Below are 24094 nucleotides of genomic sequence, written 5' to 3'. Positions count from 1 at the left end.
CGGTGGAGTCCCCCCAGCTTCACCGCCCGCCCTTTTTCTCCATGCCGGCGTCTCCCACTCGGCTTGCATGGGATTGCCGCTCGCGCCATGTTTAGAGAAGGTTGACCTCCTTGACCGCCGCCGAACGCACGATGCGCCTCCTCATCATTGAAGACGACCGCGAATCCGCCGACTACCTCGTGAAGGCGTTTCGCGAGGTCGGACACGTTGCCGACCACGCCGCAGACGGCGAGGAGGGCCTCGCCATGGCCGAGAGCGGCGATTACGACGTGCTGGTGGTGGACCGCATGCTGCCCAAGCGCGACGGCCTGTCCCTGATCGGCCTGCTGCGCGACAAGGGCAACACCACGCCGGTGCTGATTCTCTCCGCGCTCGGGCAGGTCGACGACCGCATCAAGGGCCTGCGCGCCGGCGGCGACGATTATCTGCCAAAACCCTATTCCTTCGCCGAGCTGCTGGCCCGCGTCGAGGTGCTGTCGCGCCGCCGCGGCGGTCCCGCCGAGGACACCCTCTACCGCGTCGGCGATCTCGAGCTAGACCGGCTCTCCCATCGCGTCGCCCGGGGCAAGGACGAGCTGACGCTGCAGCCGCGCGAATTCCGCCTGCTCGAATATCTCATGAAGCATGCCGGCCAGGTGGTGACGCGCACCATGCTGCTGGAGAACGTCTGGGATTACCATTTCGATCCGCAGACCAACGTGATCGATGTGCACATCTCGCGGCTGCGCTCCAAGATCGACAAGGGATTCGAGCGGCCGCTGCTGCACACGATCCGCGGCGCGGGGTACATGATCCGTGACGGCATTCGGTAAACTCGTCCGCACCACGGCGTTCCGGCTGACGCTGGTCTATCTGCTGCTGTTCGCGATGTTCGCGGCCTCGCTGCTGGCCTATTTCGCCTGGAACACGCGGCGGCTGATCACCGAGGAAATCACGCAGACGGTCAATGCCGAGACCTCGGAGATCTCCGATCTCTACGACAGACGCGGCTTGCGCGGCCTGGTGCTCGCGATCGAGTACCGCGCGTTGCGGCCCGGCGCCAACCTCTATCTCGTGACCACGCCGACCGGGCAGGCGATCGCCGGCAATGTCGGCTCGCTCGCGCCCGGCGTGATGGCGACGCGGGGCTGGTCGGAGACCGCCTACCGCCGCATCGAAGACGCCGACGACCGTGACCATCGCGCGCTGGTGCGCGTCACCGAACTTGAGAACGGCTTCCGGCTCCTGATCGGCCGCGACCTCGCCGAGCGGCGTCGCCTGTTCGGCATCGTCGCCAAGGCGGCGCAATGGTCGATCCTGATCGTCGTCGTGCTCGGTCTCGGCGGCGGCATCTTCGTCGCGCGCCGTGTGCTGAGACGCATCGACGCCATGACCGGGACCGCGCAGCGCATCATGACCGGCGACCTCAGCGGGCGTCTGCCGGTCGGGCGCAGCGGCGACGAGCTCGATCGCCTCGCCGAAAACCTCAATGCGATGCTGGAGCGGATCGAGGCGTTGATGGCGGGGCTGAAGGAGGTCTCCGACAACATCGCCCATGATCTCAAGACACCGCTGACGCGGCTGCGCAACCGCGCCGAGGAAGCCTTGGCGAAATCCGGCTGCGAGGCCGACTACCGGGCGGCGCTGGAGCGGACCATCGAAGAGTCCGACGGTCTGATCCGCACCTTCAACGCGCTTCTGATGATCGCGCGCGCCGAGTCCGGGCAGGCGCGCGGCAACATGGATGATTTCGACGCAGCCGACGTCGCCAATGGCATCCACGAGCTCTACGAGCCGCTCGCCGAGGACGACGGCATGACCTTGAAGGTCAAGGCCGATCCGACGCCTGTTCACGCCAACCGCGAACTGGTCAGCCAGGCGCTCGCCAATCTGGTCGAGAATGCGATCAAATATGGCAAGCCGGTCGCGCAGACGAGCGGAACCGTGGTCAGCATGGAGGCCCGGCCAATTTTGATCGAGGCCAGGCGCGACGGCGACAAGGTGCTGCTCAGCGTCGCCGATCGCGGTCCGGGTATCCCCGAGGCCGACCGGGCGCATGCGGTGGAACGATTCGTCCGCCTGGAAGCGAGTCGCACGCTGCCGGGCTCTGGCCTTGGTCTCAGCCTCGCCTCGGCGGTTGCGACCTTGCACGGGGGCGAGCTGAAGTTGGGTGATGCCCAGCCCGGCCTCGTCGCCACGCTGGTGCTTCCCGCGCGCGCCGGCGCCGGCGACAGGGTTGCTCCGCCAATGCAGGATGTGCCACAGAAGGTGGCATGAACCACTCCGCGCCGGGAAACGCGGACAAGCATGAGAGGCTGGCCGCGCGCTTTGCGGAAGCTCCCCATATTGCCGCTTCCACAACCGACGAACGACGTCTTGAAAGCTGGCTGAGCGAGCTCGAGCCGGCTCAATCGGCCCGTCTCGAGGCGCTGCTGGTTCATCCCTTCGCGAGGGATATCCTGGCCGGCATCGCGGAATTCTCGCCTTATCTGTTCGATCTGGTGCGCGCAGATGCCGTGCGCCTGGTCCGGCTGCTCGAATGCGATCCGGATGCGCATCTGGCGGCCCTGATCGCGGATGCCCGGGGCGCGGTGCTCGCGGCGGTGGACGAGGCCGAGGTGATGCGGCTGCTTCGCCGCATGAAGGCGGAGGCGGCGCTGCTGACAGCCCTGTGCGACATCGGCGGGGTCTGGCCGGTGATGCGGGTGACGGCGGCGCTGACCGACGTTGCGGTGTCCTCGGTGCAGGCGGCGCTCCAATACCTGCTGCGGCAGGAAGCCGCACGCGGCAAGATCTCGCCGCCCAACCCTGACGCTCCCGAAGAGGGCTGCGGGCTGATCGTGCTCGCGATGGGCAAGATGGGCGCGGGCGAGCTGAACTATTCCAGCGACATCGATCTCATCGTGTTCTTCGATCCCGATGCGACGACGCTGGCGCCGGACATCGAGCCGCAGCCGTTCTTCGTCCGGGTGACGCAGGGCATGGCGCGCATCCTGCAGCAGCGCACCTATGACGGCTACGTGTTCCGCGTCGATCTGCGCCTGCGGCCCGATCCGTCCTCGACGCAGGTGGCGATCTCCAGGGACGCCGCGCTGAACTATTACGAGCGGGAAGGGCGCACCTGGGAGCGCGCGGCGATGATCAAGGCGCGGGCCTGCGCCGGCGATGCCAAAGCAGGCGAGGCGCTGCTGGCCGAGATCGCGCCCTTCGTCTGGCGCAAGCATCTCGACTTCGCCGCGCTCGCCGACGTCCACGACATGAAGCGGCAGATGCAGACCTATCGCGGCCAGAGCGAGGTCGCGGTCGAGGGACACAACGTCAAGGTCGGCCGCGGCGGCATCCGCGAGATCGAGTTCTTCGCCCAGACCCAGCAGCTGATCGCGGGCGGTCGCCATCCAGAGTTGCGGGTGCGGCCGACGCTTCGCGCGCTCGACATTCTCGCCGCCAGCAACTGGATCACGTCAGTGGCGCGCGACGAGCTGACCACGGCCTACGAGTTCCTGCGCCGGGTCGAGCATCGCATTCAGATGATCGCCGACGAGCAGACCCACACGCTGCCCGAAGACAAGGACGCTGTCGAACGCTTCGCGCGCTTCTTCGGCTATCGGGATCGCGAGGCCTTTGCGAACGACCTGCTGCGGCAGCTCAAGATCGTGCAGGGCCACTACGAAAAGCTGTTCGAGGGCGACGATCCGACCGGCACCGCCAAGCTGCCCGCGCTCGACTACGGGGCGGGGGCCGACGATCCGCGGCTGCTGCAGTACCTCACCACGCTCGGCTTCAAGAAGCCCGCCGCGGTGGCGCAGACCGTGCGCGACTGGGTCACCGGCGACTATCGCGTGTTCCGCGTCGAGGCGACACGCAACGCCTTCATCGAATTCGTGCCGGCTTTGATCGACGGGCTGGCCCATGCCGAGGAGCCTGATCGCGCCGTCGTGGCCTTCGACGATTTCCTGAAGGCGCTGCAGCGCGGCGGCCGGCTGATCACGCTGCTCGGCCAGAACCGTGATCTCGTCGCGCTGGTGGCGCTGGTGCTGGGCGCGGCGCCGCGGCTCGGGGAGATGCTGGCGCGGCAGCCGCAGCTCATGGACGGCTTGATCGATCCGCGCTTCTTCGGCGCCATGCCGGACCGGCAGGAATTGTCGGAACGGCTGGCCGCGACCGTGCAGGATGCCGGCTCATACGAGGAGTTCCTCGATCGCCTGCGCCTGTTCGGGCAGGAGAGCCTGTTCCTGATCGGCACGCGCATCCTGTCCGGCACCGTCTCGGCGCAGCAGGCAAGCACGGCCTTTGCCGACGTCGCTGAGGGTATCGTCCACACCGTGCACGGACTCGTCGCCGAGCGCTTCGCCGCCCAGCACGGCCGCATCAAGGGCCAGGAGACCGCGATCATCGCCATGGGCCGGCTCGGCAGCCGCGAGATGACGGCCTCGTCCGATCTCGACCTGATCCTGCTCTATGATTTCGACGCCGATGAACCCGACTCCGACGGGCCGAAATCGCTGCAGGGCGCGCATTACTTCGCCCGCCTGACCCAGCGCCTGATTAGCGCGTTCACGACGCGCACCAATTACGGCGTGCTCTACGAGATCGACATGCGCTTGCGTCCTTCGGGGCGCGCCGGCCCCGTGGCCTCGAGCCTGCTCTCGTTCGCGGACTACCAGGCCAACGAGGCCTGGACCTGGGAGCACATGGCTCTGACACGCGCGCGTGTGGTGTCGGCTTCGCCCGAATTCCGGATGCGGATCGAGCGCGTCATCCGCGAGGTCCTGACCCGGCATCGCGATCCCGCCATCACGGCCAACGACGTCGCCGACATGCGGCGCGCGATCGCTCAGGAGAAGGGCGAGGGCGATTGCTGGGATCTCAAATACGCCGCCGGCGGCATGGTCGACATCGACTTCATCGCGCAATATCTCCAGCTCGTGCACGCGCACCAGATGCCGGAGATCCTCGACGTCGGCACCATGCAGGTGCTCGACAACGCCTGCAGGCTCGGGGTGCTGCCGCAATCGGAGACCGAGATCCTGCGTGCCGCCGCGCGGCTCTATCACGATCTGACGCAGATCCTGCGGCTGTGCGTCAGCGACGGTTTCAAGCCGGAAACCGCCGGCACGGACCTGCAGCGCGTGATGGCGCGCGCCGGCGATGCGCCGGACTTCTCCTCGCTGGAGGCACGCGTGAAGGAGACGCAGGGCGAAGTGCGGCGCGTGTTCAGGGCGCTGCTGGAAGCGTCGTAGTCTGCTTCAGCGAAATGAGCGCCTCGCGCACGTCGGGCTCCAGTCCCGCGCCGCCGCCGTCGAGATGGGCGAAGATCGCGCGCTTCATCCGGGGATCCCAGAACTTCTTGATGTGGTCGGCAATCCCCGGCACGGCCTTGCCATGGCCCTGGCTCTGGAAGAACTTGCCGATCTGGTTGGCCATGTAGATCAGGCGGTCAGGCGACATCGGCAACCTCCGTGGCATGGCGGGGGACGACCCGGTCACCATGCGAGAACACTTCGAACCCGTCCTGGCGGGCAATGGCGATCAGCGTGATGCCGGCGGCTTCCGCGGTGCGCACCGCGAGCGCGGTGGGCGCGGAGACCGCGACCATGACAGGCGCGCCGATCGCAGCGGCCTTCTGCACCATCTCGACCGAGACGCGGCTGGTCAGCAGAACCATGCCGCCGCTCGCGTCGGTGCGGCTGCGCGCGAGCGCGCCGGCGAGCTTGTCGAGCGCGTTGTGGCGGCCGACGTCCTCGCGCAGCGCGACGATGTTGCCGGCAGGGGACCAGAACGCGGCGGCGTGAACCGCGCGGGTCTGCAGGTTGATCGATTGCAGCGGCGCGATGGCCTGCATCGCCGCCATGATCTGCCCGGGCGTGAAGGTCTGCCCGTGCGGCACGATTGCTGCGGGACGGACGGCTTCGGCGATGGATTCGATCCCGCAGATGCCGCAGCCGGTGGGGCCGGCGACATGGCGGCGGCGCTCGCTGATGAGCGCCGCATCTTCCGGTGCAAGCCACATCCTGAGCTCGATGCCGTCGTCGAGGCGAACGACGTCGAGCGACTTGATGTCGTCGACCGACTTGATGACGCCCTCGTCCAGGCTGAAGCCGACGGCGAAATCTTCCAGATTTTGCGGCGTTCCCATCATGACGGCATAGGTGCCGCCATTGTAGGTCAGCGCCAGCGGTGTCTCCTCCGGGATCAGCCGCACGCCTTCCGACGCGACGCCGTCGCGCCAGATTTCGCGGTCGATGGCCTGGACGGGCACGTGCATGCGGTTACTCCGCGGCTTCGGCCGGCACGATGCGGCGGGATTGCCGCGCCTGCTCGTCGTAGGACTTCTGCCAGTCGGACGGGCCGTTCGACGGTGAGATCTGCACCGCCGTGACCTTGTATTCCGGGCAGTTGGTGGCCCAGTCCGAGAAGTCGGTCGTGATCACGTTGGCCTGCGTGTCCGGATGGTGGAACGTTGTGTAGACGACGCCCGGCGAGACGCGGTCGGTGATCTCCGCGCGCAGCGTGGTCTCGCCGGCGCGGCTCTGCAGCCTTACCCAGTCGCCGTCGCGCACGCCGCGCATCTCGGCGTCGTGCGGATGGATCTCGAGCCGATCCTCGGCATGCCAGACCACGTTCTCGGTGCGACGCGTCTGCGCGCCGACATTGTACTGGCTGAGAATGCGGCCCGTGGTGAGCAGCAGCGGGAAGCGGGGGCCGGTGCGCTCGTCCGTCGCGACGTATTCGGTGACGATGAACTTGCCCTTGCCGCGAACGAAGCCGCCGATATGCATCACCGGCGTACCCTCGGGCGCCTTCTCGTTGCAGGGCCACTGCACCGAGCCGAGCTCCTCGAGCTTGGCGTAGGAGACGCCCGTGAAGGTCGGCGTGAGCGCGGCGATCTCGTCCATGATCTCGGACGGATGGCTGTAGTTCATCTCGAAGCCCATCGCCTTGGCGAGCGCGATGGTGACTTCCCAGTCGGCCATGCCGTTCTTCGGCGACATCACCTTGCGGACGCGCTGGATGCGGCGTTCGGCGTTGGTGAAGGTGCCGTCCTTCTCGAGGAAGCTCGAGCCGGGCAGGAAGACGTGCGCGTAGTTGGCGGTCTCGTTCAGGAAGAGGTCGTGGACGATGACGCATTCCATCGCCGACAGCGCCGCGACCACGTGCTTGGTGTTGGGATCGGACTGCAGGATGTCCTCGCCCTGGACGTAGAGCCCCATGAACGTGCCTTCGATCGCGGCATCGAACATGTTGGGAATGCGCAGGCCCGGCTCGGGATTGAGCTTGACCTCCCACAGCGCCTCGAACTGCTCGCGCACGGCATCACCCGAGATGTGGCGATAGCCGGGCAGCTCGTGCGGGAACGAGCCCATGTCGCACGAGCCCTGCACGTTGTTCTGGCCGCGCAGCGGGTTCACGCCGACGCCGGGACGGCCGATATTGCCCGTTACCATCGCAAGGTTGGCGATCGCGATGACCGTGGTCGAGCCCTGGCTGTGCTCGGTGACGCCGAGGCCGTAATAGATCGCGCCGTTGCCGCCGGTGGCGTAGACGCGGGCGGCTTCACGCAGCACCTTCGGGTCGACGCCGGTGAGGATCGCGGTTGCTTCGGGGCTGTTCTTGGGCTGGGCGACGAAGGCGGCCCACTCCTCGAACTCGCTCCAGTCGCAGCGCTCACGAATAAAGGCTTCGTTGGCAAGGCCCTCGGTGACGATGACATGCGCCAGCGCGGTGACGACGGCAACGTTGGTGCCGGGCATCAGGGGCAGGTGCAGCGCCTTCACATGCGGCGATTCCACCATCTCGGTGCGGCGCGGGTCGATCACGATCAGCTTGGCGCCCTGGCGCAGCCGCTTCTTCAGGCGTGAAGCGAAGACGGGATGAGCAGAAGCCGGATTGGCGCCGATGATGACGGCGACGTCGGTGTCCTCGACCGAGTCGAAGTCCTGGGTGCCGGCCGAGGTGCCGAAGGTTTGCGACAGGCCATAGCCGGTCGGCGAGTGGCAGACGCGGGCGCAGGTGTCGACGTTGTTGTTGCCGAAGCCGCCGCGGATCAGCTTCTGTACCAGATAGGTCTCTTCATTGGTGCAGCGGGACGAGGTGATGCCGCCGATGGCGTCGCGGCCGTATTTCTGCTGGATGCCGCGCATTTTGGCCGCGGCGAAGGAGAACGCCTCGTCCCAGGACACTTCCTTCCACGGATCCTCGATCCGGTCGCGGATCATCGGCTTGAGGATACGTTCCTTGTGGTTGGTGTAGCCCCAGGCAAAGCGGCCCTTGACGCAGGAATGGCCGCGATTGGCCTTGCCGTCCTTGTAGGGCACCATGCGCACGACTTCCTCGCCGCGCATCTCCGCCTTGAAGGCGCAGCCGACGCCGCAATAGGCGCATGTGGTGACGACGGAGTGCTCGGGCTGGCCGATCTCGATCACGGACTTCTCCGTCAGCGTCGCGGTCGGGCAGGCCTGCACGCAGGCGCCGCAGGAGACGCATTCGGAGCCGAGGAAGCTCTCGCTCATGCCGGGCGAGACGCGGCTGTCGAAGCCGCGGCCGGAGATCGTCAGCGCGAAGGTGCCTTGCACCTCCTCGCAGGCGCGGACGCAGCGCGAGCACACGATGCACTTGGAAGGATCGTAGGTGAAGTACGGGTTGGACTCGTCCTTCGGCATCCAGTGGTCGTTGTCGCAGCCATGGGACTTGCCGGGCGTCTTGGCGAAAACATGGTTCTCGCCCTCATAACCGTAGCGAACGTCGCGCAGGCCCACGGCGCCGGCCATGTCCTGCAGCTCGCAATCACCGTTGGCGCCGCAGGTGAGGCAGTCGAGCGGATGGTCGGAGATGTAGAGCTCCATTACGCCCTTGCGCAGCTTCTTCAGCCGCTCGGTCTGGGTGTGCACGACGAGCCCGTTCATGACCGGCGTGGTGCAGGAGGCCGGCGTACCGGCGCGGCCCTCGATCTCGACCAGGCAGAGGCGGCAGGAGCCGTACGCGTCGACCATGTCGGTCGCGCAGAGTTTTGGGATCTGGTGACCGGCGTCCATCGCGGCACGCATGATCGAGGTGCCCTCGGGCACCGAGATCTGGTTTCCGTCGATGGTGAGCGTCACCATCGTTTCCGACTTCGAACACGGCGTTCCGTAGTCGATTTCTTCGATCAGAGACATCGTCGTTCTCCTATTCCGCGGCCTGAAGCGTGGTCGGCGCCGGGATGAAGTCTTCCCGGAAGTGCTTCAATGCGCTGAGCACGGGGTAGGGCGTGAAGCCGCCGAGTGCGCAGAGCGAGCCGAATTTCATGGTGCTGCAGAGGTCCTCGACGAGCGCGATGTTTTCATGGACGCGTTCGCCGTTGATGATCTTCTCGATGGTCTCGGCGCCGCGCGTCGAGCCGATCCGGCAGGGCGTGCACTTGCCGCAGGATTCGATCGCGCAGAACTCCATCGCGAAGCGGGCCTGCCTGCGCATGTCGACGCTGTCGTCGAACACGACGATGCCGCCATGGCCGATCAGGCCGTCGCGTGCCGCGAACGCCTCGTAGTCGAACGGCGTGTCGAACAGGGCGCGGGGGAAATAGGCCCCCAAGGGGCCACCGACCTGCACGGCGCGGACCGGGCGGCCCGTGAACGTGCCGCCGCCGATGTCGTCGACGAGTTCGCCGAGCGTCACGCCGAAGGCGGTCTCGAACAGGCCGCCGTAGCGGAGATTGCCGGCGAGCTGGATCGGCATCGTGCCGCGCGAGCGGCCCATGCCGTAATCCGCGTAGGTCTTGGCACCTTCGGCCAGGATGAAGGGAATCGCGGCCAGCGACAGGATGTTGTTGATGGCGGTCGGCTTGCCGAACAGGCCGTGATGCGCCGGCAGCGGCGGCTTGGCGCGCACGACGCCGCGGCGGCCTTCGAGGCTCTCCAGCAGCGCGGTCTCCTCGCCGCAGACATAGGCGCCGGCCCCGACGCGCACCTCGAGATCGAAGCTGTAGGTCGAGCCGCCAATATTGTTGCCGAGATAGCCGCCGCGTCGCGCCGCCAGGATCGCGGCATTCATCGCATCGATGGCGTGCGGATATTCGCTGCGGGTGTAGATGTAGCCCTTGGTCGCGCCGACGGTGATTCCGGCGATGGTCATGCCTTCGATCACCAGGAAGGGATCGCCTTCCATGATCATGCGATCCGCGAAAGTGCCGCTGTCGCCCTCGTCGGCGTTGCAGACGACGAATTTGCGGTCGGCCTTGGCCTGCGCGACGGTCTTCCACTTGATCCCGGTCGGGAAGCCGGCGCCGCCGCGGCCGCGCAGGCCCGATGCCGTGACTTCGTTCAGGATCGCGTCCGTGCCGAGCGAGAGTGCGCGCTCCAGCCCCTTGTAGCCGCCATGGGCGCGGTAATCGTCGAGCGAGCGCGGGTCGATCACGCCGCAGCGGGCGAAGGTGAGGCGGGTCTGGCGCTTCAGCCAGGGGATCTCCTCGGTCGCGCCCAGCCGCAGCAAATGCGGCGTGTTGTTGGCGAGCGCATCGAGCAGGGAAGGCACGTCGGCTTCCGTGACCGGACCGAAGGCGATGCGGCCTTGCGGCGTCGCCACCTCGACCAGCGGCTCCAGCCAGTACATCCCGCGCGATCCGGTTCTGACGATATCGAGCGCAATGCCGCGCTTGGCCGCGTTCTGCTCCAGCGCCAGCGCAACCTCATCGGCACCGACGGCAATCGCGCCGGCATCACGTGCAACAAATAGACGCATGCTCATCGCTGTGCCTCCGCAACGAGGGCGTCGAGGCGCTTCTGATCCAGCCGTCCGATCAGGCGGCCGTCGAGCATCGCGGACGGTGCGGTCGCGCACAGGCCGAGGCAGTAGATCGGCTCCAGCGTGACGCGATCGTCGGGCGTGGTGTTGCCGAGCGACACGCCGAGCTTTGCTTCGGCGTGCGCCGCCAGCGCATCACCGCCTGCGGCCTGGCAGGCCTCCGCGCGGCACAGCTTCAGCACATGGCGGCCGGCCGGCTTGTGGCGGAAATCATGGTAAAATGTGAACACGCCATGCACTTCGGCGCGCGACAGATTGAGCGCTTGCGCCACCATGGGAATGGCGGCCTCCGGCACGTAACCGAACGCCTCCTGCAACGCATGCAGGATGACCAGCGTCGCGCCCTCCTGGTTGGCATGTTCGGCGATGATCTCGGCGCCGCGCGTCTCGTTCCAAGGCTCAAAAACCGCTGTCATTCGTCGTTCTCAACCTGAGCGTTTCCTGGCCGCAAACTAATTGGAATCATTCGAAGATCAATAAAGCCGTCTCATGCTGCGATTGCGAATTCCGATCGATTTACAACCGCAATCGGTCGATACGGAATGGAAATGAAGGCCGGATCGGCTGCCGGTTTTTGCGTGTTGGTGCAGGGCCGGCGTGCTAGCTTGCATGCCAGACGAGAATTCGAGGGGACGACCGGTTGATCGACAAGCTTGAACTATTGCTGGCGCTGGCAAAGGAGCGGCATTTCGGACGCGCGGCGGAGGTCTGCGGCGTGACGCAGCCGACCATGTCGACCGGATTGAAGCAGCTCGAGGAGATCCTCGGCGTGATGCTGGTCCAGCGCGGGTCCCGCTTCCAGGGCTTTACGCCCGAAGGCGAGCGCGCGCTCGACTGGGCGCGGCGGATCGTCGGCGATGCCCGCGCGATGCGCGACGAGATCAACGGGCTGAAGCATCAGCTCTCCGGCGAGATCCGGATTGCGGCGATCCCGACCGTGCTCGGCATGGTGGCCGCGCTGACGACGCCGTTCCGCGCCCGGCATCCCGAGGTGCGTTTCAGCATCCGCTCGACGACCTCGTCGGAGGTGCTGGGATTGCTCGAAAATCTCGAGGTCGATGCGGGGTTGACCTATATCGAGAACGAGCCGATCGGCAAGGTACGCACCATTCCGCTCTACAATGAGAGCTATCGTTTGCTGACGTCGCCGGACGGAATGTTCGGCGATCGCGAGACGGTGACCTGGACGGAGGTCGGGCAGGTGCCGCTGTGCCTGCTGACGCCCGACATGCAGAACCGCCGCATCATCGACCGCGCGTTGCGCTCGGTCGGGGCGGAGGCAACGCCGACACTGACCTCGAACTCGCTGCTGGTGCTGTTCACGCATGTGAAGACGGGACGCTGGGCCAGCGTGATGCCGGCCAAGCTCGCCGAAACGCTCGGCCTGTCCGACACCGTGCGCTCGATCCCGATCGTCGACCCCGAGGTCAATTACAGCATCGGCATGGTGATCCCGCAGCGCGACCCCATGACGCCGCTGATCGCGGCGCTGGTCAACGTGGCGCGCGAGGTCGCGCCGTCGCTGCAGCTGTAGATTCGAGCAAGCGCCTCGTCCTTCGAGACGCGCGCAGGGCGCGCTCCCCAGGATGAGGCTTCCGTTGCATCGGGGTTTGCTGAAGCGGCCGCCACGCATTCCGCCCTCATCCTGAGGGCCCGCCGCAGGCGGGCGTCTCGAAGGATGGCCGCAAGCACGGAGCTGGCACCGCCTCAAGCTGCAGCCGATATCTTGGCCGCCTTGATCGCGTCGCGCGGCAGGGTCACGCGGACGACGGTGCCGACCTCGAGCCTGGAGCGCAGGCGCATCGAGCCGCCGTGCAGCTGGGCCAGCGAGCGGGCGATGGCGAGGCCGAGGCCGGAGCCGTGATAGGTCTTGGTGAGCTGGCTCTCGACCTGCTCGAACGGCCGGCCGAGCCGCGCCAGCGAATGCGGCGCGATGCCGATGCCGGTGTCGGCGATCATCAGCACGATCCGGTCGTCGAGCTGCCGGCTGCGCACCACGACGCGTCCGCCGTCCGGGGTGAACTTCACGGCGTTGGAGAGCAGGTTGACGATGATCTGCTTGGTGGCGCGGCGGTCGGCGACGAGGGAGATCGATTTTTCGATGTCGGCGTCGAGCGTGATGTTCTTGTCCTGGGCCCGGCCGGTGACGACGCGCAGGGATTCCGCCAGCGTCCGCGACAGGTCGAGCTCTTCCATGTCGAGCTTCATGCGGCCGGCCTCGATCTTGGACATGTCGAGGATGTCGTTGATGACCTCGAGCAGATAGTGGCCGCTGGTCAGGATGTCCTTGCAATATTCCTGGTACTTCTCGCTCCCGAGCTCGCCGAACATGCCCGAGCCCATGATCTCGGAGAAGCCGATGATGGCGTTGAGCGGCGTGCGCAGCTCGTGGCTCATATTGGCGAGGAATTTCGACTTGGTCTGGTTGGCTTCCTCGGCGCGGGTCTTCTCGCGCTGGTACTTCTCGGCGAGGTCGGCGAGCTCGTTGGTCTGGCGCTCGAGGGCGGCCTGGGAGCGCTTCAGGTCGATGACGGTAGCGCGCAGGCGCAGATCGTTGTCGACCAGCTTCTGCTCGTGCTCCTTGATGCGCGTGATGTCGGTGCCGACCGAGACGTAGCCGCCGTCCTTGGTGCGACGCTCGCTGATGTGCAGCCAGCTGCCGTCGTCGAGCTGGGCCTCGAAGGTGCGCGCGCCCGGGCCTTGGGCCGCGGTCTCGTTGTGGCGGGTGCGCACCTCCGGCATGCGGCCGACTTCGAGCACGGTCTCGTAGGAGGTGCCGGGAATGACGGCGGTGTCGGGCAGCTTGTGCAGACGTTGGAAGTGCGAGTTGCAGAGCACGAGGCGGTCGCTGGCGTCCCAAAGCACGAAGGCTTCCGGAATGGTCTCGATCGCGTCGCGGAGACGGAGGTCGGCTTCCACCGTCTTCTCGGCGAGGCTCTTCTGTTCGGTGATGTCGACGGCGATGCCGATCAGGTGCACGCTGGAATCGGTCGCGCCGCGGGTCTTCTCGCAGCGGACGCGGAGCCAGATCCAGTGGCCGTCGACATGCTGCATGCGGAAGGTCTGGTCGATGTGGTCGATCTTCTCGGAGATGAGCTGGTCGGCGATCTCGAACAGGTCGATGTCGTCGGACTTCACCAGCGCGTTGACCTCGCCGAAGGTGAGGAGCTCGTGGCGGCCGTCGAGGCCCAGCATCGAGAACATCGATTGCGACCAGAAGATCCGGCCGCGCGACAGGTCCCAATCCCACAGGCCGCAGCGGCCGCGGTTCAGCGCGGTGTCGATCCGGCCGCGCACGGCGTCGTTGATGAGGTCGCCTTCACGGGCGCGGGTGGACTGCCAGTGGAAGGCGAAGCCGAGGATCAGGACGACGAAGCCCGTCGTCGCCGACAGCGTCACCGAGAGCGCGGCGTCCGAGCCCCAGATCGGCTCGTTGCGCTCCTGGATCACGGTGACGAAGCCGGGCAGCGACTTGATCTGGCGCGAGGTCGCCATCGCGGCGTTGCCGTTCGGCAATGTCATGTCGGAGATGTTGCCGTCGCGCGTCGGTGCTGCGAGCAATTGTGCGGTCGTGATGGCGTCGAGCAGGTGATCATTGCCGGCCGGGTCGTTGTCGACCGGAATGCGGGCGAGGACGCGGCGGTCGATGCCGGCCGAGGTGACGATGACGTGGCGGCCATTGGCCGTGCCCCAGGACGGGATCAGGTCCGGCAGCAGCGTCGGCAGGTTCTCGATGTTCTTGAGCCGCTCCTGCCGTACGAAGGTGAGGCGGTCGATGCGTTCGGCCAGGAAATCGGCGAGCGCGGAGATGTCGTGGCGGATCACCTGCCGCTTCTGGCGCGTCTGATCGACGACCTGCACGAACGCGCCGAGGCAGATCGTGATCAGGAACGCGATGATGAGCGTCGGCACGGCGCGACGAAGCGCCGGCTCCGCGATCAAGAGCCGATGATAGGCAGGTTTCGCGATCGATTGCGCCAATCCTTTGATCGAATCGGATTGGACGCACGCGTTCGCGGCGTCTGCACGCGACATGCCTTCGGCCCCCTGAAAACCAGCTTGCAACTGAAGTCCGGAAGCAGCCCCACATCGCTTCCGAATCACAGCGATTTGAATCCAGTTTTCGCGGGCTGTCGAGAGTCAACGAATCGTTAACGCGGATTTATTCTTATCCAACGCGCAGTTTGTGCATCGCGCGTCCGCAAACGCACGGGCGGGAGGAGTCCGAAACGAGAACGTGTGACTCCGCGCACGTTCTTCGTCGCGTTCGCCTCGTCACGCGCGCGGGGGTTCGGCGTGGCTGATCACACGCTTCACGCTCGGGAACGCGCGCCGCAACGCACGCTCGATCGCGTCGACCTGCTCGTGCACCTTGATCACGCTCATCGACGGTGTCGCGCGGCAGTGGAAGTTGACGATCTCGCCGGCATCGGTGTTCCGGACGCGCACATTATGGATGTCGTGGATCTCGCCGCCGGCGGCATATTCCGTCAGCGCGGCCGCGATGGTCTGCACCCGCTCGGGCGCGGCATCGACGCCGAAGGGAAGTTCCGGTTCCAGCGGCTCGATATGGACGTCCACCTCGACGTCCTCGCCGAACTCCTCCTGGATGTTGCGCTCCAGCGTGTTGGCGATGTCGTGGGCGGCCTCCAGCTGCATCGCGCCGTCGACCTCGAGGTCGATGCTGACGATCAGCTTGGCGCCCAGATCGTGCACCGTGACATGGTGGATCGCGAGGCCCGAATTGCGGGCGATCACCATGATGCGGTCGCGCACGGTCTCGTTGTCGCGCGCGACCGGGACGGGAGTGAAGGAAAGGTCGGCATCGCCGAATGCCTGGTCGACGGCGGCATGCGCCTTGCGCTTGATCTCCTCGACGCGGTCGATCGGATAGGTCCGCGGGACTTTTGCGATGGTGTCGATGAAGGTGGTGGCACCGACCATGCGGACCCGCAGCCGCTCGACGTCGATCACGCCGGGCACGCTTCGGATCGCGGCCGTGGCCTTTTCCTGCGCGCCCTCCGGGGCACGGTCGAGCAGCGTCTGCACGGTCGAGCCGGCCATGCGCAGGCCGAGACCTGCGATCATCACGGCGACCGCGGCGGCCGCTGCGGCGTCACCCCACCAGAAGCCGAGCCCGGCGAGGATCAGGCCCACGATCACGGCGCACGAGCCCATCACGTCGGAGGCGAAATGCAGCGCGTCGGCCGCCAGCGCCTGGCTCCGCGTCTCGCGCGCGGCGCGGTGCAGGGCGCGGGCGCGCCAGAGATTGACGACGATGTCGATCACCAGCACCACGAAGGGCACGGCCGAGATGGTCGGCGGCGGGGTTCCCTCGCTCAACCGGCTATAGGACTCGACCAGGATGCCGCCGGCGAGCACGTACAGCAGGGCGGTGACCCCGAGCGCGGAGATGCTCTCTAGCTTGCCATGGCCGTAATGGTGCTCGTCGTCCGCCGGCTTGTCGGACACCCGCACCACCGCCCAGGTGATGATGGTGGCGACGAGGTCGATCGAGGAATGCAGGGCCTCGGAGATCAGCGCGAGCGAGCCGATCGCGATGCCGACCGCGAATTTGGCCGCCGCCATGCCGCCGCTGGCGAAGATCGAGATGGCCGCGACCGAGGTTTTGTCGTGATGGGAGGTCATGGCGGGGATTTAGCAGGGCGCCCGCGAACATCAAGCGGCGATCCACAGCCGTAGTCGCGAGTGAGTTGCAGGAGCGAACAGCAGTCATTCCGGGGCGCCGAAGGCGAACCCGGAATCTCGAGATTCTCAGGTGCGCAATGGCGCACCGGAGCTCGGTCCTGCGGACCGCCCCGGAATGACGCTTACACCGTCACCACGATCTTCCCGAGGTGCTTGTTCGCTTCCATGTGCTCGAACGCCTGGTCGATCTGGTCGAACGGATAGACCTTGTCGATCGGCAGCTGCAGTTTTCGCGACTCGACGGCTCCCCAGATGTCCTTCCTGACCCCCGCGAAGATCTCGCGGACCTCCTCGAGGGTGCGGGTGCGGAAGGTAACGCCGACATAGTCGATGCGGCGCGCGGCATGCAGGTCGAAATTGAAGTCGGCATGGGTGCCGCCGAGCCGGCCGACATTGACGATGCGGCCGAGGACTTTCGTCGCGGCGAGGTTCTGGTTTGCAACCTTGCCCGAGACCTGGTCGACGATGAGGTCGACGCCTTCGCCGTTCGTCGCCGCCAGCACCTCGTCGACCCATTTGGGATCGGAAGAGTCGACCGCAAGGTCGGCGCCGTATTCCTTCAGGCGGCCGCGGCGATAGGCATCGGTCGAGGAGCCGATCACCAGCTTGGCGCCCTTGAGCTTTGCAATCTGCATCGCCATCAGGCCGACGCCGGAGCTGGCGCCCTGGATCAGCACGGCCTGGCCCGGCTGCACGCCGCCGACCATGACGACGGCGTTGTACATGGTCGCGAGCGCGACGGGCAGGGTCGCGGCTTCCTCGAAGTTCATGTTCGAGGGCGCGTGGAACAGCCGGCCGTGGTCGGCCAGCGTGTACTCGGCAAACGCCGCGCCGCCCGAGCCCATGACGCGATCGCCGACCTTCACGCCTTTCGCATCCGGTCCGAGCTCGGCGACCTCGCCGGCCCATTCCATGCCGAGCACGGTGCCGACGCCGCCGGCTGCACCATGCGCGTGACCCTTGCGCATGCCGGTGTCGGCGCGGTTGAGGCCGCAGGCCCGCACCTTGACGAGGACCTGCGTGCCCTTGGGTTTTGGTTGAGCGACGTCGGAAATCCGAGCGCCTTCAGGACCGTAGACGTAGGCTTTCATGTATTGCTCTCGCTTCTTGCAGTGATCATTCGGCGGCTTGCGCGCTCGGTTGAGCGATCATGCCTTCGAGCCGGCTGCGGATGATGGCCTCGGCTTCGCGCACGATGCGCGAGATGAGTTCGCCGCAGGTCGGGATGTCCTGAATCAGGCCCTGCACCTGGCCGGCCGACCAGATGCCTTCGTCCGAGTTGCCGGTCGCGTAGACCATCTTGCCGCGGGCGCCTGCGACGAGCTCGCGGATGTCCTCGAACTTGGCGCCTTCCTTCTCCATGGCGACGACCTTGGTCGAGATCTCGTTCCTGGCGACGCGGGAAGTGTTGCGCATAGTGCGGAAGATCAGCTCGGTCTCGCGCTCGTCATTGGCGACGATCTTCTCCTTGATGAGCTGGTGGATCGGGCTCTCCTTGGTCGCCATGAAGCGGGTGCCCATGTTGATGCCCTCGGCACCGAGCGCCAACGCCGCCACGAGGCCGCGGGCGTCGGCGAAGCCGCCGGAGGCGATCATGGGAATCTTGACCTTGTTGGCGGCAGCCGGGATCAGGATCAGGCCGGGCGTGTCGTCCTCGCCGGGATGGCCGGCGCATTCGAAGCCGTCGATCGAGATCGCGTCGACACCCATGCGCTCGGCGGAGAGGGCGTGGCGGACGCTGGTGCATTTGTGCACGACCTTGACGCCGTGCTTTTTGAACTCGTCGACATGCTCCTGCGGCTTGTTGCCGGCGGTCTCGACCACCGTGATGCCGGCCTCGATGATGGCGGCGCGGTATTCGGCATAAGGCGGCGGCCTGATCGCGGGCAGGATGGTGAGGTTGACGCCGAACGGCTTGTCGGTGAGGTCGCGGCAGCGCGCGATCTCCCTGGTGAGGTCCTCCGGCGTCGGCTGGGTCAGCGCCGTGATGAAGCCGAGCGCGCCGGCATTGGCAACGGCGGCAACCAGCTCGGCGCGGCCGACCCATTGCATGCCGCCCTGGACGATTGGATGCTCGACGCCGACGAGTTTGGTGAACCGTGTCTGCAGCATATGTGTTTCCCCCGCCCGTTGCGGCGCTCTGTTATCGGTTGATGGCGGCAGGATGCCGCCCGGGTCGGGAAATGTCTATTGGATCGGCTTGCGGTGAGGGCGGGTCGATTATGCGCGCGGGTGAGAGGATTCCGCGAGGCGGACAATTGGGCGATCGCTCCTCGAGGGATGAATGACGACGCTGCGAGAGCCGGGCTGTCGCCCTTCGAGGCTCGCTCAGCGGCGCGATGCGCCCCTGAGCGCGCACCTCAGGGTGACGGTCGTGGTTTGGGCCAGCGGCTGTCTCAGCGTCATTGCGAGCGCAGCGACTTGTCCGCCGAAGCCTTTGGCGAAGGCGGAAGCAATCCAGAATCTTTTCGCGGAGGGACTCTGGATTGCTTCGTCGCTGCGCTCCTCGCAATGACGGCGGAGTTGAGGGCTCGTGCGGCAAGCAGCAGCGGTCCCGGATTTCGCTTTCGCTCCATCCGGGCTACAAAGTCGCCGCTGTAAAGACGTCGGCTATTCCGCCGACAGCCGTACCATCGGGCGGCCGCCGTTCATTTCCTTGAGGCGGTTGACGAAGTTTTCCGGGCGCTGCCAGCGGTTGGGGACCTCTAGGCCCATGAACTCGGCGATGTCGCCGATGAAGCCGGTGCAGTTCATGGTCTCGGCGTTCCACACCGGTGAGTTCGCCTGCTTCTTCTTGATGTAGGCGAAGACACGCCTGGCGTCGGCTTCGTTGAGGTACACGCGATAGCTCGCGGTCAGATATTCCGGATCGAGATCGCCGTAGCTGGCGCCGGTCTCCGACGGCACGAAGGTGACATGGCCGAGCACGTAAGCGAGCGTATCGCCGGCCGGCGTGAGCCCTGCGACCTCGACCGCCTTTTCGCTGGTCTTGCCATACCAGACGAAGGCGTGACCCCAGCTCGCGGCCGTGCGGGCGCGGAAGTCGACGTAATAGGGACCTTTCTCCGCGCGCGCGACGGAGCGCCGCGATTGCGACGCCGGCCGCGACGTGGAGTCGGTGGTGGCAAGCGCATTGGCGTCGGCAACGCGCTTGTTGGCTTCGTGGGCCGAGGCCGAGGGCGTCGTGCATGCGATCATCGCCGCGAGGGCAACCCCCGCAAGGATGCAGGGTCCCGATCGATCCGGTTTGTTCGTCACGCTGTGCCCCTCGACTGTTGGCCGCTTACGCAAACTCTGCGCGTGTCGCTACGCTCAGTAGCGCGCGGCGACCGGGCCCGGCGCCTTGCCGATCGGGGCCTTTCCAACCGGGCTCTTGCCAATCGGCATCTTGCCGATCGGAGCTTGCTCCGAATAGACCGGCACGGGCTGGCGACGCGGCAGATCCGCAGCGTTGGCAGCCGTCACCAGAGCAAGCGTGGCACCCAGAGCAATTACAATCTTCTTCACAGCGATACCCCTAGAAGGTTTGGTCCAAACACGGCTGAACCGTGCCCCCAGACACGCCTCCCAGAAGGGCGGCCGAATGCGACCAAGTTGCGGCGCGCCCGGGGCATGTCAGCGGCATATCTCTGACGCGCGCAGATGTGATGTGTCTGGATGTTTCGGGGCTTTCGGTGCGTAGGATGGGTAGAGCGCAGCGAAACCCATCGGGGCATTTGCTCGAGGAGAGATGATGGGTTTCGCTGCGCTCTACCCATCCTACGGCAACTTACCCGATCCGGTTGAGGCTGTTCCGGATCGTTGCGAAGATGCCGCCGATGTCCTTGCGCAGGGCGTCGAGCGCGTTGAAATTCTCGAAGATGCGGGCGAGGCGGTCTTCAACCTCGCGCTTGCTTTCGGCCAGCGTCTCGACGCGCGAGGCCAGCGTGACGTCGCCATTCGCTTCGATCTCGCTGACGGTCTTGGCGAGGAGATCGCGCGTGGCGCCGACGTCGGCGATCAGCGCCTCGATGCCGAACACCGGGGCTTTGAGAGGCACGAGATCGGCCTGCGATTTCGACAGCTCCGTCTTGAAGGCGTTCAGTGTCGCCAGCGTCTCCTGCAGGGCGCCGAGGCGCTGGCGCGACTGCAGGACGAACGCGTTCAGCGCGTTCTGGCGCTCGGCGAGGGTCTTGCCGTCGGCGTCGGTCTCGACGTCAGCAAGCGCGCGTTCGAGCTGGGCCCGGCGCTGGCCGAGCTCCTCGAAATCGAGCCCGATGGTCTTGAGGATGTTGAAGCTGTCGTCGATGCCGGCAAGGCGCTGCTCGATCTCGATCTTGTTTTTCGACAGCGTCTCCACGCGGGTGGACAGCGGCGCCTCGCCGCCGGTCTCGAGCTCCTCGATGGTCTTGGCGAGGCGGTCATGGCTGAGGCTGAGCTCGCCGATCAGGGCATTGATGCCGGCGTCCGAGGCGCGCAGCGGCGCTAGCTCAGCGTGGGATTTCGCCAGATCCTCCTTGTGCTGGTTCAGCGTCGCGAACGTGTCCTGGACCGCGTTCACCCGCCCCAGCAGCGCCGCCACGTCGCGCGCGATGTCTCGCTGGCGGTCGGCGAGATTGTTCTTGCGGTCGTCGGTCTCGAGATCATGCAGCGAGCGTTCGAGCTGGTTCTGGCGGTCGCGGATCTCGGTGAAGACGGGTTCGACCGCGCGGCGCTGATCGGCGACTTTGCCGACCATCTCGCGCAGCGCCTGCTGGCGGCGGCGGATCTCGGCGAGCTGGTCATGCATGTCGGTGGATTCGTTGCGGCCCTGCTGGAGCAGCGCGCGTTGCTCGGTCTCGCCGAGCTTGTCGTGGAGGGCGGAGACCGCCTCCCGGGGATCGCTCTCGATCAAATGCTGGACGGTGGCGTCGAGATGGTTCTGCAGGGCGTGGGCGACGACGACGTCCTCGCGGGTCTTCTTCAGGCGGTTACGCAGGGTGTCCAGGCGCCTGTCCTGCCGTGACAGGCGCCAGACGCTCGCCCCGATTAGCGCCAGCGTCCCCGCCACGATCGCGCCGGCGGTGATGCGTTGCGGCATGGGCAGGCCCGCGAACCATGCGGGCAGGTGGGCCATGTCGTACCCAAGCGTATGCTGGGCGAGAAACGCGATGGCAGCCAGCAGCACGAACCAGGCACCCAGGAAGGCCAGCCACATCGTGAATCCTCACGCCTGCGCACATTTTCGCCATGATCGCGAAGAGTGGAACCGAGCGCAAGGGGGACGGGCGTTTCGTGGGCTGTTTCGGGCTGCGCGATCCACGGCTGGTTGCGTCTAGCCTGTGGGGAGAGGCGGTGCGGGAGAGTGCCGGATTTTCCCGGACAGGTCGTCCTACGCACGCGTCAGGCTGGGGCTTGTCCCGGGCATCCACGATTCCAGTGCGGTCAACGAAGATGCGGATGGCTCGGATAAGCCATGACGGAGCGAGCCGCGCTCGTAGCCCGCATGAGCGTAGCGACATGCGGGACCACGCGAAGAGCCGTCGCGGATGTCGCTACGCTTATCCGGGCTATGGCGTGCGCGCCATCATTTGCCGACGATGTTCGAGCGCATCTTGTCGGCGAACCAGATGACGAAGATCGCACCGAACGCGAGAGCAAAGTACAGGGCCGTCCACAAAAGCGCATTACCGGCATTCGACATGGTGTCCTCCCTGGCTACGGAAATTGATCTTTTGCCAGGAAGGATAGTGGCGGCCGGGACGGCGCGATTTGCGCGAGATCAATTTTGCCGCGCTGCCGCAACGATGGCGGTCGAGCCCGAGCTACGGCACCTCGCTCGCGGCTAGAGCCGAAACTCGTTGGTGAGCTCGCCGATGCCGTCGATGGCGACGGTGACCGTGTTCACCGGCTCCTTCATCACGCCGACGCCGACGGACGTGCCGACGGCGATGAGGTCGCCGGGGAGGAGCGTCATGTCGTGGGAGATCCTGCTGACCAATTGCTGCGCCGAGAAGATCATGTCGGAGATCGGATAGTTCTGCCGCTCCGCGCCGTTGAGGATCGTGCGGACCACGAGCTTCGCCGGATCGAGGCCGGTCGCGATGACGGGGCCGAACGGGCCGTAATCGTCAATGCCCTTGGCGCGGGCCCATTGCGGGAAGGTGGGGTCGCTGGTCAGGATGTCGTTGGCGGTGATGTCGTTGACGCAGGTGTAGCCGAAGATGAAGCTGTCGGCCTCATCAGGCGAGACCCGTGCGCAGGTCTTGCCGATGACGATGCCGAGCTCGCCCTCATAGGTGGTCTTGCCGTCGTAATAAGAGGGGCGGCGGATCACGGCGCCCGGCGTCGTGATGGTGGTGGTGGCCTTGAGCAGATAGAGCGGCTCCGGCGGCTCGGGCTGGTTCAGCTTGGCCGCGAGCGCGTGGAAATTATTCCAGAGCGCGATGATCTTGCTGGGCACGCACGGGGCGAGCAGCTCGACCTCCGACAGCGCCAGAATCTTGCCTGTGGCCGCGTTGCGGCCGAGCATCTCGCCCTCATGCACATTGATGCCCGATGGCGTCAGCGTGCCGAAACCGGTTGTTCCGGCGTGGCGGAAGCGCAGCCATTTCCTCGTTTCGCCCGTCATCACGCCACCGCCAGTGCGCGGGGATCCGCAGGCGTCGTGACGCCGTCGTAGAGCCCGGCGATGCGGGCGCGCTGGGTCACCATCGCCAGCACCGAGTCGAGGGCGGGGGTGGGGATGGCGGTGAGGCGGCCCATCTCCTGCACGACGGTGACGAGTGGGTCGATCTCCATGGGGCGGCCGCGCTCGAGGTCCTGCAGCATCGAGGTCTTGTGGGCGCCGACCTTGCGGGCGCCCTCGATGCGGCGCTCGACGTCGACACGGAACTTGACGCCAAACGTTTCGGCGATCGCCTGCGTCTCCATCATGATCGCACGCGACAGCGCGCGGGTGGAAGGATCGGTGCAGATCACATCGAGCGTCGCATGGGTCAGGGCGCTGATCGGGTTGAAGCAGACATTGCCCCAGAGCTTCAGCCAGATCTCGTCGCGGATGCGGTCGAGCACCGGCGCCTTCAGCCCGGCGGCGACGAAGAGATCGGCGAGGCGCTGCACGTCGGGCGTGATCTCGCCGGAGGGCTCGCCGAGCGGGAAATTATTGCCGTAGACGTGACGGATCACGCCGGGCGCTTCGATCTCGGTGGCGGGATAGACGATGCATCCGATGGCGCGCTCGGCGCCGATCTCGCGCCATTGCCGCCCGCCGGGATCGATGCTTTCCAGCGTCGCGTTCTCGTATTGGCCGCCGTGCTTGTAGAAGTACCAATAGGGGATGCCGTTGACCGCGGTGACGATGCGGGTATGCGGCCCCAGCAGCGGCTGCATTTTCTCGATCACGCCGGTGATCGAATGCGCCTTCAGCGTGATGATGATGTAGTCCTGCACCCCGAGCTCGTTGGGATCGTCGGTGGAGCGCGGGCGAACGGTATGCTTTTCGTCGCCGGCGAGCAGGGTCAGGCCGTGCTCGCGCATCGCGGCAAGGTGTGCGCCGCGTGCGATCAGGCTGACATCGGCGCCTGCGCGCGCGAGCTGAACTCCGAGATATCCGCCGATCGCGCCGGCGCCGTAGATGCAGATCTTCATGGAATCCTCGCCAAGGGAG

At 66.3% G+C, this 24094-nt stretch carries 18 protein-coding genes; 4 read left to right on the top strand and 14 right to left on the bottom strand.

Going from position 1 to position 24094, the window contains the following annotated elements; genetic code table 11:
• Nucleotides 1-131: 131 nt before the first annotated feature.
• The 3 genes from QRQ56_RS32795 to QRQ56_RS32785 are packed head-to-tail and all read left to right on the top strand — an operon-like array spanning nucleotide 132 to nucleotide 5219.
• Nucleotides 132-812, top strand: a complete 681-nt coding sequence (locus QRQ56_RS32795; RefSeq protein ID WP_438745550.1) for a winged helix-turn-helix domain-containing protein — start codon at nucleotides 132-134, stop codon at nucleotides 810-812.
• Complete coding sequence (locus QRQ56_RS32790) at nucleotides 796-2256, top strand: sensor histidine kinase (protein WP_438745549.1); 1461 nt, start codon at nucleotides 796-798, stop codon at nucleotides 2254-2256. The genes QRQ56_RS32795 and QRQ56_RS32790 overlap by 17 nt, the downstream gene beginning before the upstream one ends.
• Entirely contained in the window at nucleotides 2253-5219 is a 2967-nt protein-coding gene (locus QRQ56_RS32785) for a bifunctional [glutamine synthetase] adenylyltransferase/[glutamine synthetase]-adenylyl-L-tyrosine phosphorylase (protein WP_438745548.1), read from the top strand. The genes QRQ56_RS32790 and QRQ56_RS32785 overlap by 4 nt, the downstream gene beginning before the upstream one ends.
• On the opposite strand, the gene QRQ56_RS32780 is transcribed toward QRQ56_RS32785, so the two are convergent.
• Genes QRQ56_RS32780 through QRQ56_RS32760 form a run of 5 tightly spaced genes read right to left on the bottom strand, consistent with a single transcriptional unit; the run spans nucleotide 5194 to nucleotide 11174 of the window.
• Nucleotides 5194-5427, bottom strand: coding sequence for a formate dehydrogenase subunit delta (locus QRQ56_RS32780; protein ID WP_438745547.1), 234 nt, complete (start codon nucleotides 5425-5427; stop codon nucleotides 5194-5196). The two genes, QRQ56_RS32785 and QRQ56_RS32780, sit on opposite strands and share 26 nt — an antisense overlap.
• Nucleotides 5417-6244, bottom strand: coding sequence for a formate dehydrogenase accessory sulfurtransferase FdhD (gene fdhD, locus QRQ56_RS32775; protein WP_438745546.1), 828 nt, complete (start codon nucleotides 6242-6244; stop codon nucleotides 5417-5419). The genes QRQ56_RS32780 and fdhD overlap by 11 nt, the downstream gene beginning before the upstream one ends.
• A gap of 4 nt (nucleotides 6245-6248) precedes the next feature.
• Entirely contained in the window at nucleotides 6249-9134 is a 2886-nt protein-coding gene (fdhF, locus tag QRQ56_RS32770; protein ID WP_438745545.1) for a formate dehydrogenase subunit alpha, read from the bottom strand.
• A gap of 10 nt (nucleotides 9135-9144) precedes the next feature.
• On the bottom strand, nucleotides 9145-10701 hold the full coding sequence (locus QRQ56_RS32765) for a formate dehydrogenase beta subunit (protein WP_438745544.1): 1557 nt from the start codon (nucleotides 10699-10701) through the stop codon (nucleotides 9145-9147).
• Entirely contained in the window at nucleotides 10698-11174 is a 477-nt protein-coding gene (locus QRQ56_RS32760) for a formate dehydrogenase subunit gamma (RefSeq protein ID WP_438745543.1), read from the bottom strand. Before QRQ56_RS32760 ends, QRQ56_RS32765 begins: the two co-directional genes overlap by 4 nt.
• Before the next feature lie 224 nt (nucleotides 11175-11398).
• On the opposite strand from QRQ56_RS32760, the gene QRQ56_RS32755 reads away from it, so the two are divergent.
• Nucleotides 11399-12292: a LysR family transcriptional regulator gene (locus QRQ56_RS32755; RefSeq protein WP_438745542.1), complete on the top strand. Its 894-nt coding sequence runs from the start codon at nucleotides 11399-11401 to the stop codon at nucleotides 12290-12292.
• Nucleotides 12293-12465: 173 nt separating this feature from the next.
• Here QRQ56_RS32755 and QRQ56_RS32750 read toward each other — a convergent pair whose 3' ends face one another.
• From QRQ56_RS32750 to QRQ56_RS32710, 9 genes are all read right to left on the bottom strand, one after another.
• Nucleotides 12466-14793 carry a PAS domain-containing sensor histidine kinase gene (locus QRQ56_RS32750; protein ID WP_438745541.1) on the bottom strand — a complete coding sequence of 776 codons (2328 nt, stop codon included), beginning with the start codon at nucleotides 14791-14793 and terminating at the stop codon, nucleotides 12466-12468.
• A 240-nt stretch (nucleotides 14794-15033) separates the two neighbouring features.
• Nucleotides 15034-16407 carry a cation-efflux pump gene (locus QRQ56_RS32745; RefSeq protein WP_438745540.1) on the bottom strand — a complete coding sequence of 458 codons (1374 nt, stop codon included), beginning with the start codon at nucleotides 16405-16407 and terminating at the stop codon, nucleotides 15034-15036.
• A 182-nt stretch (nucleotides 16408-16589) separates the two neighbouring features.
• Nucleotides 16590-17558 carry a zinc-binding dehydrogenase gene (locus QRQ56_RS32740; protein ID WP_438745539.1) on the bottom strand — a complete coding sequence of 323 codons (969 nt, stop codon included), beginning with the start codon at nucleotides 17556-17558 and terminating at the stop codon, nucleotides 16590-16592.
• Nucleotides 17559-17583: 25 nt separating this feature from the next.
• Nucleotides 17584-18579 (bottom strand): NAD(P)H-dependent flavin oxidoreductase, encoded by a 996-nt coding sequence (locus tag QRQ56_RS32735; protein WP_438745538.1) that lies wholly within the window; start codon nucleotides 18577-18579, stop codon nucleotides 17584-17586.
• 498 nt (nucleotides 18580-19077) lie between these two features.
• Nucleotides 19078-19725, bottom strand: a complete 648-nt coding sequence (locus tag QRQ56_RS32730; RefSeq protein WP_438745537.1) for a hypothetical protein — start codon at nucleotides 19723-19725, stop codon at nucleotides 19078-19080.
• A gap of 54 nt (nucleotides 19726-19779) precedes the next feature.
• Nucleotides 19780-19980: a hypothetical protein gene (locus tag QRQ56_RS32725; RefSeq protein ID WP_438745666.1), complete on the bottom strand. Its 201-nt coding sequence runs from the start codon at nucleotides 19978-19980 to the stop codon at nucleotides 19780-19782.
• Between the two features lie 256 nt (nucleotides 19981-20236).
• On the bottom strand, nucleotides 20237-21643 hold the full coding sequence (locus QRQ56_RS32720) for a hypothetical protein (RefSeq protein ID WP_438745536.1): 1407 nt from the start codon (nucleotides 21641-21643) through the stop codon (nucleotides 20237-20239).
• A 627-nt stretch (nucleotides 21644-22270) separates the two neighbouring features.
• Complete coding sequence (locus QRQ56_RS32715; RefSeq protein WP_438745535.1) at nucleotides 22271-23056, bottom strand: fumarylacetoacetate hydrolase family protein; 786 nt, start codon at nucleotides 23054-23056, stop codon at nucleotides 22271-22273.
• A complete protein-coding gene (locus QRQ56_RS32710) occupies nucleotides 23056-24075 on the bottom strand; it encodes a 2-dehydropantoate 2-reductase (RefSeq protein ID WP_438745534.1) in 1020 nt (339 codons plus the stop codon). The genes QRQ56_RS32715 and QRQ56_RS32710 overlap by 1 nt, the downstream gene beginning before the upstream one ends.
• Nucleotides 24076-24094: the final 19 nt, after the last annotated feature.

This window comes from Bradyrhizobium sp. U531 (genome assembly GCF_051710265.1).
Classification (GTDB): Bacteria; Pseudomonadota; Alphaproteobacteria; order Rhizobiales; family Xanthobacteraceae; genus Bradyrhizobium.
Note: the sequence above shows the minus strand (reverse complement) of the source record. Positions and strands in the feature narration are given on the sequence as shown.

Excerpts from the sequence above, each read along its gene's own strand:
- QRQ56_RS32795 (WP_438745550.1), top strand. The coding sequence starts at position 132 with ATGCGCCTCCTCATCATTGAAGACGACCGCGAATCCGCCGACTACCTC.
- QRQ56_RS32785 (WP_438745548.1), top strand. The coding sequence starts at position 2,253 with ATGAACCACTCCGCGCCGGGAAACGCGGACAAGCATGAGAGGCTGGCC.
- QRQ56_RS32780 (WP_438745547.1), bottom strand. The coding sequence starts at position 5,427 with ATGTCGCCTGACCGCCTGATCTACATGGCCAACCAGATCGGCAAGTTC.
- fdhD (WP_438745546.1), bottom strand. The coding sequence starts at position 6,244 with ATGCACGTGCCCGTCCAGGCCATCGACCGCGAAATCTGGCGCGACGGC.
- fdhF (WP_438745545.1), bottom strand. The coding sequence starts at position 9,134 with ATGTCTCTGATCGAAGAAATCGACTACGGAACGCCGTGTTCGAAGTCG.
- QRQ56_RS32765 (WP_438745544.1), bottom strand. The coding sequence starts at position 10,701 with ATGAGCATGCGTCTATTTGTTGCACGTGATGCCGGCGCGATTGCCGTC.
- QRQ56_RS32760 (WP_438745543.1), bottom strand. The coding sequence starts at position 11,174 with ATGACAGCGGTTTTTGAGCCTTGGAACGAGACGCGCGGCGCCGAGATC.
- QRQ56_RS32750 (WP_438745541.1), bottom strand. The coding sequence starts at position 14,793 with ATGTCGCGTGCAGACGCCGCGAACGCGTGCGTCCAATCCGATTCGATC.
- QRQ56_RS32745 (WP_438745540.1), bottom strand. The coding sequence starts at position 16,407 with ATGACCTCCCATCACGACAAAACCTCGGTCGCGGCCATCTCGATCTTC.
- QRQ56_RS32740 (WP_438745539.1), bottom strand. The coding sequence starts at position 17,558 with ATGAAAGCCTACGTCTACGGTCCTGAAGGCGCTCGGATTTCCGACGTC.
- QRQ56_RS32735 (WP_438745538.1), bottom strand. The coding sequence starts at position 18,579 with ATGCTGCAGACACGGTTCACCAAACTCGTCGGCGTCGAGCATCCAATC.
- QRQ56_RS32720 (WP_438745536.1), bottom strand. The coding sequence starts at position 21,643 with ATGTGGCTGGCCTTCCTGGGTGCCTGGTTCGTGCTGCTGGCTGCCATC.
- QRQ56_RS32715 (WP_438745535.1), bottom strand. The coding sequence starts at position 23,056 with ATGACGGGCGAAACGAGGAAATGGCTGCGCTTCCGCCACGCCGGAACA.
- QRQ56_RS32710 (WP_438745534.1), bottom strand. The coding sequence starts at position 24,075 with ATGAAGATCTGCATCTACGGCGCCGGCGCGATCGGCGGATATCTCGGA.